Annotated in this window: 15 protein-coding genes; 9 read left to right on the top strand and 6 right to left on the bottom strand. The window is 74.1% G+C overall.

All coding sequences use genetic code 11. The annotated features are described in order from the left end of the window. Positions 1-190 precede the first annotated feature (190 nt). From OG559_RS19980 to glnA, 3 genes are all read right to left on the bottom strand, one after another. Complete coding sequence (locus tag OG559_RS19980; RefSeq protein WP_405105855.1) at positions 191-883, bottom strand: helix-turn-helix transcriptional regulator; 693 nt, start codon at positions 881-883, stop codon at positions 191-193. Between the two features lie 67 nt (positions 884-950). Beyond that, complete coding sequence (locus tag OG559_RS19975) at positions 951-1,376, bottom strand: DUF350 domain-containing protein (protein WP_396671066.1); 426 nt, start codon at positions 1,374-1,376, stop codon at positions 951-953. A gap of 103 nt (positions 1,377-1,479) precedes the next feature. Beyond that, positions 1,480-2,829, bottom strand: coding sequence for a type I glutamate--ammonia ligase (gene glnA / locus OG559_RS19970; protein ID WP_405105853.1), 1,350 nt, complete (start codon positions 2,827-2,829; stop codon positions 1,480-1,482). Between the two features lie 246 nt (positions 2,830-3,075). Here glnA and OG559_RS19965 point away from each other — a divergent pair, with 246 nt between their 5' ends. The 3 genes from OG559_RS19965 (at position 3,076) to OG559_RS19955 (ending at position 6,414) form a co-directional block, all read left to right on the top strand. After that, positions 3,076-4,836, top strand: coding sequence for an NAD+ synthase (locus OG559_RS19965; RefSeq protein WP_405105851.1), 1,761 nt, complete (start codon positions 3,076-3,078; stop codon positions 4,834-4,836). A 152-nt stretch (positions 4,837-4,988) separates the two neighbouring features. After that, positions 4,989-5,834 carry a 3-methyl-2-oxobutanoate hydroxymethyltransferase gene (gene panB / locus OG559_RS19960; RefSeq protein ID WP_405105849.1) on the top strand — a complete coding sequence of 282 codons (846 nt, stop codon included), beginning with the start codon at positions 4,989-4,991 and terminating at the stop codon, positions 5,832-5,834. 58 nt (positions 5,835-5,892) lie between these two features. Further along, on the top strand, positions 5,893-6,414 hold the full coding sequence (locus tag OG559_RS19955; protein WP_405105847.1) for a hypothetical protein: 522 nt from the start codon (positions 5,893-5,895) through the stop codon (positions 6,412-6,414). A 128-nt stretch (positions 6,415-6,542) separates the two neighbouring features. On the opposite strand, the gene OG559_RS19950 is transcribed toward OG559_RS19955, so the two are convergent. The 3 genes from OG559_RS19950 to OG559_RS19940 all read right to left on the bottom strand — a co-directional run bounded on the left by OG559_RS19950 (position 6,543) and on the right by OG559_RS19940 (position 9,199). Then, entirely contained in the window at positions 6,543-7,976 is a 1,434-nt protein-coding gene (locus tag OG559_RS19950; protein WP_405105845.1) for an RNB domain-containing ribonuclease, read from the bottom strand. Positions 7,977-8,094: 118 nt separating this feature from the next. Next, positions 8,095-8,913, bottom strand: a complete 819-nt coding sequence (locus OG559_RS19945; RefSeq protein ID WP_405105843.1) for a histone — start codon at positions 8,911-8,913, stop codon at positions 8,095-8,097. Between the two features lie 82 nt (positions 8,914-8,995). After that, positions 8,996-9,199, bottom strand: coding sequence for a hypothetical protein (locus OG559_RS19940; RefSeq protein ID WP_387025640.1), 204 nt, complete (start codon positions 9,197-9,199; stop codon positions 8,996-8,998). Positions 9,200-9,330: 131 nt separating this feature from the next. Here OG559_RS19940 and OG559_RS19935 point away from each other — a divergent pair, with 131 nt between their 5' ends. The 6 genes from OG559_RS19935 (at position 9,331) to OG559_RS19910 (ending at position 13,632) form a co-directional block, all read left to right on the top strand. Further along, on the top strand, positions 9,331-9,453 hold the full coding sequence (locus OG559_RS19935) for a hypothetical protein (protein WP_405105840.1): 123 nt from the start codon (positions 9,331-9,333) through the stop codon (positions 9,451-9,453). Between the two features lie 277 nt (positions 9,454-9,730). Then, positions 9,731-10,102, top strand: coding sequence for a hypothetical protein (locus OG559_RS19930; protein WP_405105837.1), 372 nt, complete (start codon positions 9,731-9,733; stop codon positions 10,100-10,102). After that, positions 10,099-10,602 carry a roadblock/LC7 domain-containing protein gene (locus tag OG559_RS19925; protein WP_396671074.1) on the top strand — a complete coding sequence of 168 codons (504 nt, stop codon included), beginning with the start codon at positions 10,099-10,101 and terminating at the stop codon, positions 10,600-10,602. Before OG559_RS19930 ends, OG559_RS19925 begins: the two co-directional genes overlap by 4 nt. A 176-nt stretch (positions 10,603-10,778) precedes the next feature. Further along, positions 10,779-11,555 (top strand): nucleotidyltransferase domain-containing protein, encoded by a 777-nt coding sequence (locus OG559_RS19920; RefSeq protein WP_405105835.1) that lies wholly within the window; start codon positions 10,779-10,781, stop codon positions 11,553-11,555. Between the two features lie 106 nt (positions 11,556-11,661). After that, the gene (locus OG559_RS19915) at positions 11,662-12,885 is read left to right on the top strand and encodes a S8 family peptidase (RefSeq protein WP_405105833.1); all 1,224 of its coding nucleotides are present in this window, start codon (positions 11,662-11,664) and stop codon (positions 12,883-12,885) included. Between the two features lie 282 nt (positions 12,886-13,167). Then, positions 13,168-13,632 (top strand): hypothetical protein, encoded by a 465-nt coding sequence (locus OG559_RS19910; RefSeq protein ID WP_405105831.1) that lies wholly within the window; start codon positions 13,168-13,170, stop codon positions 13,630-13,632. The last annotated feature ends 156 nt before the right edge of the window (positions 13,633-13,788 follow it).

Genomic DNA, 13,788 nt, shown 5'->3' with positions numbered 1-13,788 from the left:
GCCTCCCGTGCGCCGCGCCGGCCGGTCGACCGGTGCCGTCGGAGATCAGCCTCGACCTGTCCCGCGACACCGTCCTGTCGGTGTTTCCCGGCGGTCAGCCGGGATCGGCCGCCCCGCCCAGCGGTGCCCCGCCCCGCCGCCGATCCCCCGCCGCCCGGCGGTCGCGGGTCCGGACCCGGCCATCGCGAGTTCAGGCGAGGGTGAGCTGGCGGACGATCCGCTGTGGGATGTCCAGCTCGTCGGGGCGCAGCTCCCGGGTGACCGGCTCCGGCAGCGCCGTCACCGAGCCGATCCGGTCCACCCGGAACGCGCGCAGGCCGTCGCGCAGCCGGCACCAGGCCAGCAGATACCAGTGCCAGGGGTTGCCGAGGAAACCCAGCGGCTCCACGACCCGCTCGGTGACGGCCCCGGCCCGGTCGGCGTACCCGAGGCGCAGCACCCGGCGGGCGGTGACCGCGCCGGCGACGGCGGCCGGGACGGGCGCGGCGGGCCCACCGCCGATGAGGTGCACCCGGCCGGCGAGCCGGCGGGCCTCGGCGGCGTCGGCGGGCGGCATCACCGCGAGCAGCTTGCGCAGGGCCGTGGCTCCCGCCTCGGTGAACGGGCCGCCGCCGAGGCGGTGCAGCGCCACGGCCATCGCCACCGCCTCGGCGGCGGTGAGGTTGACCGGCGGCAGGGTGTGCGCGCGGTCGACGACGTAGCCGCCGGTGCGGCCGGTCTCCGCCCAGATCGGCACCCCGGCCTGCTGCAACGCGCCGATGTCGCGCTCGATGGTGCGTGAGCTGACCTCGAAGCGGTGGGCGAGCCAGCGGGCGCTGCGCGGCCGGGGCGACACCGCCCGCAGCTCCTCGACCAGTGCGTAGAGGCGGTCCGTTCGGTTCACGCCCGCAGGTTAGCCGCCGGGTGCGACGAGGCCGGGTCAGGCGGGGCTGGGCGAGGGCCGGGCCGCGTCAGGCGATGCAGGCGCAGACGATCAGCGCGGCCCCGAAGTGGGTGGCGGCGCTGATCCAGGCGGCCGGGTGCGGCTCGTCGGAGCAGATGACCTCGCCGAGCCGGCCCGGGGTGAGCAGGTCCAGCACGAAGAAGGCCAGCGCCATGACCAGCAGGCCGATCAGCCCGAAGATCACCGTGGAGGCCAGCCCCTTGGCGAAGTCGCTGTAGCTGGTGAGGATCGCGGTGAACACGATCCCGGCGATGCCGAGCTGGTTCGCGGCGAGCAGCAGCCCGGCGTTGGTGTTGCGCCGCACCCAGATCAGCTCGCGCAGCTTGCCCGGGGTGAGCAGGTCGACCAGGCCGAAGCCGGCCGCCATCAGACCCACCCCGACGACCCCGAACACGACGCTCTGCCAGGCTCCGCTGAGCAGGTCCTCCAGCACCGACTGCCTCCCGACCACCTACCGCCCGGCGGGGGTGCCGGCGCGGTGATCGAGACGATAGCGGCCCGCCGCAACCCCCGGCAGCCCGCGCCGGCGGTGAGCCCTACAGCGACAGGTAGCGCTGCCGCTCGTAGGGGGTGACCTCGCGGCGGTACTGCTCCCACTCGGACCGCTTGTTGCGCAGGAAGAAGTCGAAGACGTGCTCGCCGAGCACCTCGGCGACCAGCTCGGAGCCGGCCATCACGTCGATCGCCTCGGACAGGTTCTCCGGCAGCGCCTCGTATCCCATGGCGCGGCGCTCGGCGCTGCTCAGCGACCAGACGTCGTCCTCGGCGCCCGGGGGCAGCTCGTAGCCCTCCTCGATGCCCTTGAGGCCGGCACCGAGCATCATCGCGAAGGCCAGGTAGGGGTTGGTGGCCGAGTCCAGCGAGCGGACCTCGATCCGGGCCGAGTTCGGCTTGCCGTACGCGGGGACGCGGACCAACGCGGACCGGTTCAGGTGCCCCCAGCAGACGTACGCGGGGCTCTCGGTGATCCGGTCCGGCAGCGCCTGCGGGAAGAGCCGCTTGTACGAGTTGACCCACTGGTTGGTGACCGCCGTGTACTCCCGGGCGTGCGTGAGCAGCCCGGCGATGAACGACTTCGCCACCTTCGACAGCTTCATCGGGTCAGCGCCGTCGTGGAACGCGTTGCGCTCCCCCTCGAACAGCGACAGGTGGGTGTGCATGCCACTGCCGGGCTGGTCGGTGAACGGTTTCGGCATGAAGCTGGCCTGCACGCCGGTGGAGAGGGCCACCTCCTTGACCACGTGCCGGAAGGTCATGATGTTGTCGGCGGTGGTCAGCGCGTCGGCGTAGCGCAGGTCGATCTCCTGCTGGCCGGGGGCGACCTCGTGGTGGCTGTACTCCACGGAGATGCCGATCCGCTCCAGGGCCAGCACGGCTTGGCGGCGGAAGTCCCGGGCCACCGCGTGGGTGGTGTGCTCGAAGTAGCCGCCGGTGTCGACCGGGACGGGCACCGAGCCGTCCTGCGGGCCGTTCTCCAGCAGGAAGAACTCGATCTCGGGGTGGGTGTAGAAGGTGAAGCCCTTCTCGGCGGCCTTGGACAGCATCCGGCGCAGCACGTGCCGGGGGTCGGCCCAGGACGGGCCGCCGTCGGGGAGCAGGATGTCGCAGAACATCCGGGCGCTCTCGCCGCTCGCCCCGCCCTCGAAGGGGAACACCTGGAAGGTGGTCGGGTCGGGCATGGCCACCATGTCGGACTCGAAGACCCGGGCGAAGCCCTCGATCGCCGAGCCGTCGAACCCGATGCCCTCCTCGAAGGCCGCCTCCAGCTCGGCGGGCGCGACCGAGACGCTCTTGAGGGTGCCCAGCACGTCGGTGAACCACAGCCGGACGAACCGGATGTCCCGCTCTTCCAGCGTACGGAGGACGAACTCCTGCTGACGGTCCACTTCCACCCCTCGCGACACTGTTGCCCATCACCGGCCGGGCTTCCCGCCCAGTCTCCACCGGGTCCTTTACGCAGACGTTACGCGACCTTTCCGGGCCGCGTCCTGTCGTGTCCCGCCACCTGGTGGGCGGGCCGGCGGACCTGTTCCCACGGGCCCGCGGCGAGGCCCCGGGACGCCCGGGCCGGTAGCCGCCGTCTCCCGGCCGCCCGCCGTGTCGGGCCCGTCCGGCTGAGGCAAGATGAGGGCATGCCCACCCTGCGTCTCGCCCTGTCCCAGGTCAATCCGAGCGTCGGCGACCTCGATGACAATGCCGGCCTGGTCCGCCGGTGGACCCGGCGGGCCGCCGACGCCGGCGCCCAGCTCGTCCTGTTCCCGGAGATGACGCTGACCGGGTACCCGGTTGAGGACCTGGTCTTCCGTCGGTCCTTCGTGGCCGCGTCCCAGGCCGCGCTGCGCCGCCTCGCCGCCGACCTGGCCGCCGACGGCCTCGGGGAGTTGCCGGTGGTGGTCGGCTACCTGGACGCGGACGGCCCGCCGCAGGTCAGCGCCGACGCCAAGCCGGGCCACGGTGCCCGCAACGCCGCCGCCGTGCTGCACCGTGGCGAGGTGGTGGCCACCTACTTCAAGCACCACCTGCCCAACTACGGCGTGTTCGACGAGGACCGCTACTTCGTCCCGGGCGACACGCTGACCGTGGTGCGGATCGGCGGGGTGGAGGTGGCACTGACCATCTGCGAGGACCTGTGGCAGGCCGGCGGCCCGTTCGCGGTGGCCCGGCAGGCCGGGGTGGGCCTGGTGGTCACCATCAACGGCTCGCCGTACGAGCTGAACAAGGACGACGTCCGGCTGCCGCTGGTGCGCCGCCGGGCCGCCGAGGCGGGCGCCACCGTGGCGTACGTCAACATGGTCGGCGCGCAGGACGAGCTGGTCTTCGAGGGCGACTCGATGATCGTGGGCGCGGACGGGACGCTGCTGACCCGCGCCCCGCAGTTCGTCGAGCACCTGCTGCTGCACGACGTCGAGCTGCCGGCGACGCCGGAGCCGGTCGGCGGCGCCGGGGAGCTGGAAGGCGGGATGCGGATCGTGCGCGCCAAGGTCAGCGACCTGCTGCCGCCGGCCCCGGGAGAGGTGGCGGTCGGCGGGATCATCCAGCCGGCGGCCGACGAGGCCGAGGTGTGGCAGGCGCTGGTGCTGGGCCTGCGCGACTACGTCGACAAGAACCGGTTCCCGTCGGTGGTTCTCGGGCTCTCCGGCGGCATCGACTCGGCGGTGGTGGCGGCCCTCTCGGTCGACGCGCTCGGCCCGGACCGGGTGGTCGGGGTGTCGATGCCCAGCCAGCACTCCTCGGAACACTCCCGTGAGGACGCGGAGGACCTGGCCAAGCGCACCGGGCTGGACTACCGGGTGCAGCCGATCCAACCGATGGTGGACACCTACCTGGCGAACCTGTCGCTGTCCGGGGTGGCGGTGGAGAACCTCCAGGCCCGGGTGCGCGGGGTGCTGCTGATGGCGCTGTCGAACCAGGAGGGCCACCTCGTCCTCACCACCGGCAACAAGAGCGAGCTGGCGGTCGGCTACTCCACCCTGTACGGCGACTCGGTCGGCGGGTTCAACCCGATCAAGGACGTGTGGAAGACGCTGGTCTGGCGGCTCGCGAAGTGGCGCAACGCGGACGCCGCCCGCCGGGGCGAGACGCCGCCGATCCCGGAGAACTCGATCGGCAAGCCGCCGAGCGCCGAGCTGAGCCCCGGCCAGCTCGACAGCGACACACTGCCCGACTACGACGTTCTCGACCCGATCCTGATCGGGTACGTCGACGGCGACCTCGGCCGGGCCGGGCTCGTCGAGTCCGGCCACGACCCGGCGGTCGTCGACCGGGTGCTGCGGATGGTGGACACCGCCGAGTACAAGCGCCGGCAGTCGGCGCCCGGCACGAAGATCTCGATGAAGGCGTTCGGGCGGGACCGCCGGCTGCCGATCACCAACCGTTGGCGCGAGGACGGCTGATCCGGCGGGGTACCCCGGGCGCCCGGCGGCCGGCCCGCGCCGCCGCCGGGGAGTGACATCCTGCACTGACGCCTCCCGCCGCCGCCCGCCCGGTGCGACGATCGCGGCGGAACCCGGGGACCGCGAAGGCGGCCTCGAGGAAGGAGACAGTCATGGTGGAGTCCACCCCGACCGAGGTGACGGCGCTGTACGGCGGCCCGGCCACCCGGCGGGTCCGCACCCGCGACCTGCTCGCCGCCAAGGAGCGCGGCGAGCGGTGGTCGATGCTGACCTCGTACGACCAGTACACGGCGTCGATCTTCGACGCCGCCGGCATCCCTGCGCTGCTGGTCGGCGACTCGGCGGCGAACAACGTCTTCGGCTACGAGACGACGCTGCCGGTGACCGTCGACGAGCTGCTGCCGCTGGTCCGCGCGGTGGTGCGGGCCACCCGGCAGGCGCTGGTCGTCGGCGACCTGCCGTTCGGCTCGTACGAGGAGGGGCCGACGCAGGCGCTGCGCACCGCGGTGCGGTTCATGAAGGAGGGCGGCTGCCACGCGGTGAAGCTGGAGGGCGGCCGGCGCTGCGCGGCGCAGATCGCCGCGATCGTCGACGCCGGCATCCCGGTGATGGCGCACATCGGCTTCACCCCGCAGCGCGAGCACACCCTCGGCGGGTACCGGGTGCAGGGGCGGGGCGACACGGCCGACGACGTGCTCGCCGACGCGCGGGCGGTGACCGAGGCGGGCGCGTTCGCGGTGGTGCTGGAGATGGTGCCGGGCGAGGTCGCCGGGCGGATCACCGCGGAGCTGCCGATCCCGACCGTCGGCATCGGGGCCGGCCCGGACACCGACGCGCAGGTGCTGGTCTGGCAGGACATGGCCGGCCTGCGTACCGGGGGGGCCCCGCGCTTCGTGAAGCGCTACGCCGACCTGGCCGGCGCGCTGACCGACGCCACCCGCCGGTTCGCCGACGAGGTCCGCGGCGGCGAGTTCCCCGCCGCAGAGCACACCTTCTGACCGGTACGCGGGTTGCGGTGGGCGCCCGGCGGGCGCCCACCGCGTCCACAATCTGGGGATGTTCGACTTCGGCATCTCCGGCTACCGGCCGGCATGGCTCCAGGGGCGGGCGGCCGTCGAGGCGGCCCACGGGGACCGGCTCGCGGCGCTGGCCGGGCGCCCGCTGACCCGGGCCTGGCTGGCCTGGGACCTGGACGACGACTCCTGGTTCGCCGACTGCCCGGTGCTGCTGGACTTCGCCGGCGAGCAGGTCGAGATCAACCACCAGAAGTTGGACGACCTCTCGGTCACCTGGAACTCGGTGTGCCCGTTCGACGGGCCCGCCTGGCCCGGTTTCCGGCTGGCCTGGCGGGCGGAACCACTGCCCGACCTGGCCGCGCTGCGGGGCCAGGAGCTGCGCGCGGTCACGCTGCTGGAGTGGCGGGGAGCCAAGCACGACCTGGCCAACGGGACCGCCGCGATCGGTCTCACCTTCCCCCGGGGCGACCTGGTCGTCCACAACGCCCTCGACGAGAACGCCCTCGCCTTCGGCCCACCCGACCCCCGCTACCGCCGCCATCCGCTGCCCCGGCGCCGGTAGCCCTGGTCGGGAACTGCCCGTCCGGGAGCGCCAGCAGCGGCGCGCTGACGTGATCCTCACGAACGCCCGCCGCGCCGGTGGGCGCCCACCGCTGTGAGAATCTTCGCTGGAACCGGCCGGTGGCGCGCTCAGGCCAGCGCGAACAGGACCTTCCGGGCGACCGGGTCGGCGGTGACCAGCCGGACCCGGACCCGCTCCCCCAGCGGCAGCTCGCCCGTGCAGCGGGCCCGCACCGGCGGGGAGTCCAGGGCCACCGTGCCGCCGGGCTGCCGGCCCGGCTTCGGCTGGCCGTTCGGCGGGGTGTCCACGTCGAGCACCGCCGCGTCGAACGTCTCGCCCACCCGGTGCTCCAGCAGCACCGCCTCGGCCAGCTCGACCGCGCCCCGGGTGGCCGCACCGGCGGTCCGGTCGGTCGCGGCCATCGCCTCCGGCAGCTTCGGCAGCGCGGCCCGGGCCCAGTCGGGCACCGCCCGCCCCTCGTGCAGGGCCAGGCACACCTCGGTGGCGTACCGGTCGGCCAGCCGGCGCAGCGGCGCGGTGACGTGGGCGTACGCGGCGGCGACCCCGCCGTGCTCCGGCCGGTCGGGCGGCCCGCCGTCGAACGCCGTGTACGCGGCGCCGCGCATCAGCTCGGCCGCCTGGTCGACGAACGCCGCCGCCCGGGGCTTCGAGGCGTCCAGCCCCGCGAGCACGTCGCCCACGCCCACACCGGCCGGCCAGTCGACGCCGAGCGCGGCGGCTGCGGTGCGCAGCCGGGCCACCGCCTCCGGCTTCGGCGCCGGCATGGTGCGCAGCAGCCCGATCCCGCCGGCCAGCATGAGGTCGGCGGCCGCCATCCCGGTGAGCAGGGAGATCTGGGCGTTGTGGTCCTCCATCGGCACCGGCCCGCGCAGCACCAGCCGCCAGCCGTCGCCGTCCGCCTCGACGTCCTGCTCCGGCAGCGGCAGGTTCACCGCGCCCCGGCGCAGTCCGCGCGCGGTGAGCAGGGCGCCGATCTCGGGCAGCAGAGCGATCGGCTCGGGCAGCCGCCCGGCGTCGGCGTCGGCCTGGACGCCCGCGTAGTCCAGCTTGGCGCGGCTGCGTACCAGGGCGCGTTCCAGCGTGACGGCGACCGTGCCGCCGTCGGGGTCGAGGTCGACGGTCCACACCACGGCCGCCCGATCCTGGCCCGGCAGCAGGCTGGCCGCGCCCTCGCTCAGGGTGTGCGGGTGCAGGGGCACGTTGCCGTCGGGCAGGTACACGGTCTGCCCCCGCCGCCAGGTCTCCTCCTCCAGCGCGCCGCCGGGGCGCACGTGGGCGGCGACGTCCGCGATCGCGTACCGGACCCGGAAGCCACCGCCGGGACGGTGGGCGAGGTGCATCGCCTGGTCGAGGTCCCGCGAGGTGGCCGGGTCGACGGTGACGAACGGGATGTCGGTGCGGTCGGCGGCGGCACGGGGCGGGGCGGCTGCCGCCGCCTCGGCCTCGCGCTGCGCCACGGGCGGGAACTGCTCGGGCAAGCCCAGCTCGCGGCGCAGCGCGCCGAAGTCGATGCGGGGTGCCAGTACGCGTCGGATCACCACGGGGTCAATCCTGACACGGGTGATCCGCTCCCCGGCACCCTCGCGGACCCGCCGCCCGGGCCGCGTACCGGTGCGGGTGGCGGGCCGGCGACGGACGGTCAGCGGCGGGCGGCGATGCTCAGCCGGTGGCCTTGCGGGCCGTCGCCCGGGTACCGCGCGGCGCGCTCGCGCGGGCCGCCGCCGTCCGGGGCGCCGCCGTCCGGGCCGTCGCCTTCTTCGCCGTGGTCTTCTTCGCCGGAGCCTTCTTCGCCGCCGCCTTGCGGGTGGTGCTCGACGAGGTGGCGGTCGCCTTCTTCGCCGGGGCCTTCTTCGCGGCGGCCTTGCGGGCACCGCCGGTGGGCCGGGTCGAGGCGGTCTTCGTCGCGGCGGTGGTCTTCTTCACCGGGGCCTTCCTGGCCGCGGTGGTCGTCTTCTTCGCCGCCGTGGTCGTCTTCTTCGCCGCCGGCGCCTTCTTCGCGGTGGCCTTCGTAGCTGCGGTGGCCTTCGTCGCCGCAGTCTTCGTTGCCGCAGTCTTCGTCGCCGCAGTCTTCGTCGCCGCGGTGGCTGCGGCTGTGGTGGTCCGCTTCGCCGCCGTGCCCGCGGCGGCGGTCGTCCCCTTTCCCATGCTCCGGGCGGCCGGGGCCTTCTTCACCGTGGTCCTGGTGGCCGGGGCCTTCTTCGCGGCGGTCTTCGAGGCCGGGGCCTTACGTGTGACGATCTTCGTCGTGGCGGCCTTCCTCGCGACCGCCGCCTTCGCCGGCACCCGGCCCGCCCCGGCGCCGGAGGCGTTGGGGGACGCCTTGGTCACGGTCGACCCCCGGGCCGCCGCGCCGGCCGTCCCCGAGGGGCGCGCGGCCGTGGCACGGGTCCCGCCCGCGGCCCGTCCGGCCGTGGCGGTCTTCTTCGCGGGCGTACGTTTGGCGGCCGGGCGGGTGGTGGCCTTCTGTGCTTCGGCCATCTGGGTTCCCTCCTTGGGGACATGCGCTCGCGTGCCTCCTCACGGGGCACGGAGTTCCTCGACGCGGGCGATCCCGCGCCGCTTATCTGTCCTCCCCGGCCCAACGGGCGTCCGCGGCGTCCCACGCGTCGTTACGCTCCCGCACCTGCTGCAGGGCGTTCTCCGCGTCGGATGCCGAGGCGTACGGCCCGAGCACGTGCCGCGCCGCGCAGACGTCGGCATCGGTCTCGACCCGGTGGTGTCGGGTGCACCAGTAGTAGTGCCCACCACTTCCGCTGTCGCTCATGGGATCACTGTGCACCGCGAACCGCCCGACCGCCACCGGTTCAACCAGAACCGGTGGCGGCTTCCACAGTAGACGTGCTGGTCAGCGGCCGGGCCGGAACCGCGAAACCCGCCGGACCGGGTGCGTCTGCCGTGCCCCGCCGGACGTACCGGCTCGTCTTCCGGCTGACCCGCGGGCAGTTCGACCGGCTGGTCGGCCGACCGCTCGACGCGACGGGCGGCGGCACCGGACGCTGGAGGGCCGCCCTCAGCTGATCGGCCTGCCAATGATGTCGGAGCAACCGCTTGACCTGGGGAACTTCATATCAGCTGGACCCGAGATCAACCATCCGTCGGAGCGTCCCACTTACGGGACTGGCGGGACCAGTAGCCTGGGCCGCTCAGGTCGATGCGACGACCTCCGTGTGCGCCGGGACCGCCCGTGTGCGAGCCTCGTCGGAGCATTTTCACTGCGTCGCGCCACCTGTCACCGCGGGGTCACCCTCGGCACGGAGACGGTGGCGCCGGCCAGCCATAGCTGGGGAGAAGAACTGTGGCGAATCTTGACATCGCGCTGAAGAGCGCGATGAGTATCGATGGGGCGATCGGGGCGGCGCTCGTCGACTACAACAGCGGCATGACGCTCGGCGTGGCCGGCGGCACCGGGGAGATCGACCTGACCGTCGCCGCCGCCGGCAACACCGACGTGGTACGCGCCAAGATGCGCACCATCGAGATGCTGAAGCTCGACGACGAGATCGAGGACATCCTCATCACGCTCGGCGGCCAGTACCACCTGATCCGGCCGGTGACCAGCCGCACCGGCAAGGGGCTCTTCCTCTACCTGATGGTGAGCAAGAGCCGGGCCAACCTGGCGATGGCCCGTCACCAGCTGCGCACGATCGAGGAGAGCCTGGAGTTGTGAGCGGACTGGACAACACCGGGACGGCTCTCCCCCGCCGCACCGCCCGGCCGCCCGAGGGGATGCCACCGCCCCGGTCGCTCCCGCCGTCGCTCGCGGGGAACCCGACGCTGCCGTACCCGCAGATCGGTCAGGCGCTGGCCGAGCTGCGGTTGGAGATCCCCGGGGTGCACGGCTGCGTACTGGGCGGGGTGGACGGTCTGATGATCACCCACAACATGCAGACCGACGTCGACCCGAGCGACCTGGCGGCGCTCGCGGCGACCACGTACGGCCTGGGTCGTCAGGTCGGCCTGCGGCTGGGGCAGGGCGACTTTCAACAGTCCACGGTCCGCAACGCGCTCGGCTACCTGAGCGTCTACGCGGTCAGCGCGCAGGCGCTGCTCGCCGTGGTCGGGAGCGACACCATCAACGTGGCCCGGCTGCACCTGCACGCCCCGCCGGTGGCCGAGCGGCTCGCCGCACTGCTCGACGGCGTGACGCCGACCTCCCGGCAGCGGTGACCCGACGCCCGCCGCCGAACTGACCGGACCGGCAGCGGTGACCCGGCGCCCACCGCCGAACTGACCGGACCGGGAACACGCGGGCGGGGCGCCGCCACGGTCCGGCCGTGCCGACGCCGCAACCGCTCGTGCCGGCCCGGGGCCACCCGCCCCGGGTCGGCACGCCACAATGCGGCATGGACCCGGACGTACGGCGGTACATGACTGACCTGGTCGGGGCGACCCGCGACGTGCTCGGCACCGACCTGGTGGGTGCGTACGCGGCCGGCTCGGTCGCCCTCGGCGCGTACCAGGCGGGGCGCAGCGACATCGACGTGGCGCTGGTCTGCGCGCACGCCCTGACCGACGGGCGCAAGCGGGAGCTGGTGGCCCGGCTGCGGCACGAGGCGCTGCCCTGCCCCGCGCGCGGGTTGGAACTGGTCGTCTACCGACGGGAAATGGCCCACTCCGGCACCCCGGAGCCGGGCTTCGAGGTCGAGCTGAACACCGGCGCCCGGATGCCGTTCCGGGTGACCTGGTCCGGCGACGGACGGCCAGCGGCGGACGGCCGGTTCTGGTACGGGCTGGACCGCAGCATCCTGCACTCCGGCGGGCTGGCCCTGGCCGGCCCCCCGGCGGCGGAGACGTTCGCCGACCTGACGCCGGCCGACCTGCGCCGGCTGCTGGTGGACGCGCTGACCTGGTGGCTCGCGCTGCCGACGCCGCCCGGCGACGCGCCGGCGGCCGGCGCCGAGGACGCCGTGCTCGGCGCCTGCCGCTCGCTGGTGCGCTGCCGCGACGGGGTGTGGCTGCCCAAGGTCGCGGCCGGACGGCGGCTGGTGGAGCGGGGGCATCCCGAGGCGGCGCTGGTCGAGCGGGCGATCGCCGCCCGGCACGGCGGCCCGCCGCCGGGCGGCCAGACCGCGCGGGCCTTCCAGCGGGCCGTCCTCGACGAGCTGCAAGCGATGCTATGACCTTACTGATATATAGCCTGTCATGGATATATAGATAGCCTGTCATCACGATCTCGGACCGCGTACGACCAGCTCCGACGCGGTCGACGACAGAGGAGACCGACAGATGACGCTCCCCCGCAAGGTCGCTGCCCTCGGCGTACTGACCGTATCGGCGATGGCCACGGCCATGATCGGCGGCCCGGCAACCGCGGCACCGACGACCGGTGAGATCCGCGCCGCCGGCGGTGCCACCGCCGTCCCCTCCAGCTACATCGTCGTGCTGAACGACGCCGCCGTCGGCGGCAAGGCCGGCACCCGGACCGCCGCCGTCACCAGCTCCGCCGACAAGCTCGCGAAGCGCTACGGCGGCGACGTCGCCCAGGTGTACGGCGAGGCGCTCAACGGCTTCGAGGCGCGGCTGTCCGAGGCCGCCGCCAAGCGGCTGGCCGCCGACCCGGCGGTCGCCTTTGTCGAGCAGAACCACAAGGTCACCGTCGAGACCACCCAGGCCAACCCGCCGTGGGGCCTGGACCGGATCGACCAGACCAACCTGCCGCTGAACAGCGCCTACAGCTACACCAGGACCGGGTCGGGCGTCACCGCGTACATCGTCGACACCGGCATCCGGACCACCCACACCAACTTCGGCGGGCGGGCCGTCGACGGCTACGACGCGGTCGACAACGCCCTGCCGGCCGCCGACTGCAACGGTCACGGCACCCACGTCGCCGGCACCGTCGGCGGCTCGACCTACGGCGTCGCCAAGAGCGTCCGGCTGGTGGCCGTGCGGGTGCTCGACTGCGCCGGCAGCGGCACCACCGCCGGCGTCATCGCCGGGGTCAACTGGGTGACCTCCAACCACCAGGCCGGCCAGCCGGCGGTGGCGAACATGAGCCTCGGCGGCGGGCTCAACTCGGCGCTGAACACCGCCGTGGCGAACTCCGTCGCCGACGGCGTCACCTACGCGGTGGCCGCCGGCAACTCCAACGCCAACGCCTGCAACTACTCGCCGGCCTCCGTGGCCAGCGCCATCACCGTCGGCGCGACGCAGAGCAACGACGCCCGCGCGTCGTACTCGAACTACGGCACCTGCGTGGACATCTTCGCGCCGGGCACCAGCGTCCTGTCCGCCTGGTACACCAGCAACACGGCGACCAACACCATCAGCGGCACCTCGATGGCCTCGCCGCACGTGGCCGGCGCGGCCGCCCGCGTCCTGCAGAGCAACCCGACCTGGTCCCCGGCCCAGGTGGCGTCGTACCTGGTCTCCACCGCCACCCCGAACGTGGTGGGCAACCCGGGCGCCGGCTCCCCGAACCGCCTGCTGTACGTCTCCCCCGCCAACTGATCCTCCCACCCCCCCTGGTACGGCCCCGGAGCGCCCGATCGCTCCGGGGCCGCACCGCGTCCGGCGTCAGGCCGGGACGGGCGCGGTCGGTGCCCGGGTCGAGTTCCGGGGCGGGCTGTGCTGGGCCGAGCCCGGTCCGGCCCGGGAGCCGTTCCACCCGCCGACCCCGTAGCACCCCGGTTCACCTGCTGAAACGGGCGTAACCGACGCCCCCGACGGCGGGTTGATCCCGATGACGTGGGCGAATGCCCGCGGGCACGCGTCACGGCCTGGGGGTGAGCGGTGCAGCGCAGACTTCTCTCCCTCGCCCCGCTGCTCGCCTGCGTGCTCCTGTTGCATCTCGGCTTCGCCTTCGCCACGGCGCTCCCCGGACCCGCCACGACCCACGCCCGGGTGTCGGGCGCCGCGCCGCCCCGCACCGATCCGCCGGTCCGCACGACACGAGACGGCGTCGCGTCGCGGGCCGATTCGGTACGGCTCGAAGCGCACCTCCCCGTGACCACCCTCGCCGCGCCGGCCGGGCAGTCGCCGAAGCGGACCGTGGTGGCGAACTTCGCCGGTAAGGCGTGCGGCTCGGTCACCCGCTCCGGGCGCAACAACCCGACGACCGACCGCCGCGACCCGGTGGGCCAGGCGGCGTGCGCGCCGCCCGACGCGCCGCAGCGCCGGGCCAACATCGCCGACGGGCGTCCGCTGAGCACAGTCACAGGCCCCGACCCGATCCGGTCGAGCGTCCTGCGCTGCTGACCGCCGCGCGTCGCGAGTCCCCGCCGCACCCGCCCGCCCACCGCACACCCACCGCCTTCCCGAGCCACTGCCGGGCAGGCGGCAGCGGCGCAGACCCGAACGGCCGGAGCGGCCCCGCACACCCGTCGACCACGCGCGCCCCACCGACCCGTACCG

The sequence above is a fragment of the Micromonospora sp. NBC_01405 genome (assembly GCF_045040155.1).
Classification (GTDB): Bacteria; Actinomycetota; Actinomycetes; order Mycobacteriales; family Micromonosporaceae; genus Micromonospora.
Note: the sequence above shows the minus strand (reverse complement) of the source record. Positions and strands in the feature narration are given on the sequence as shown.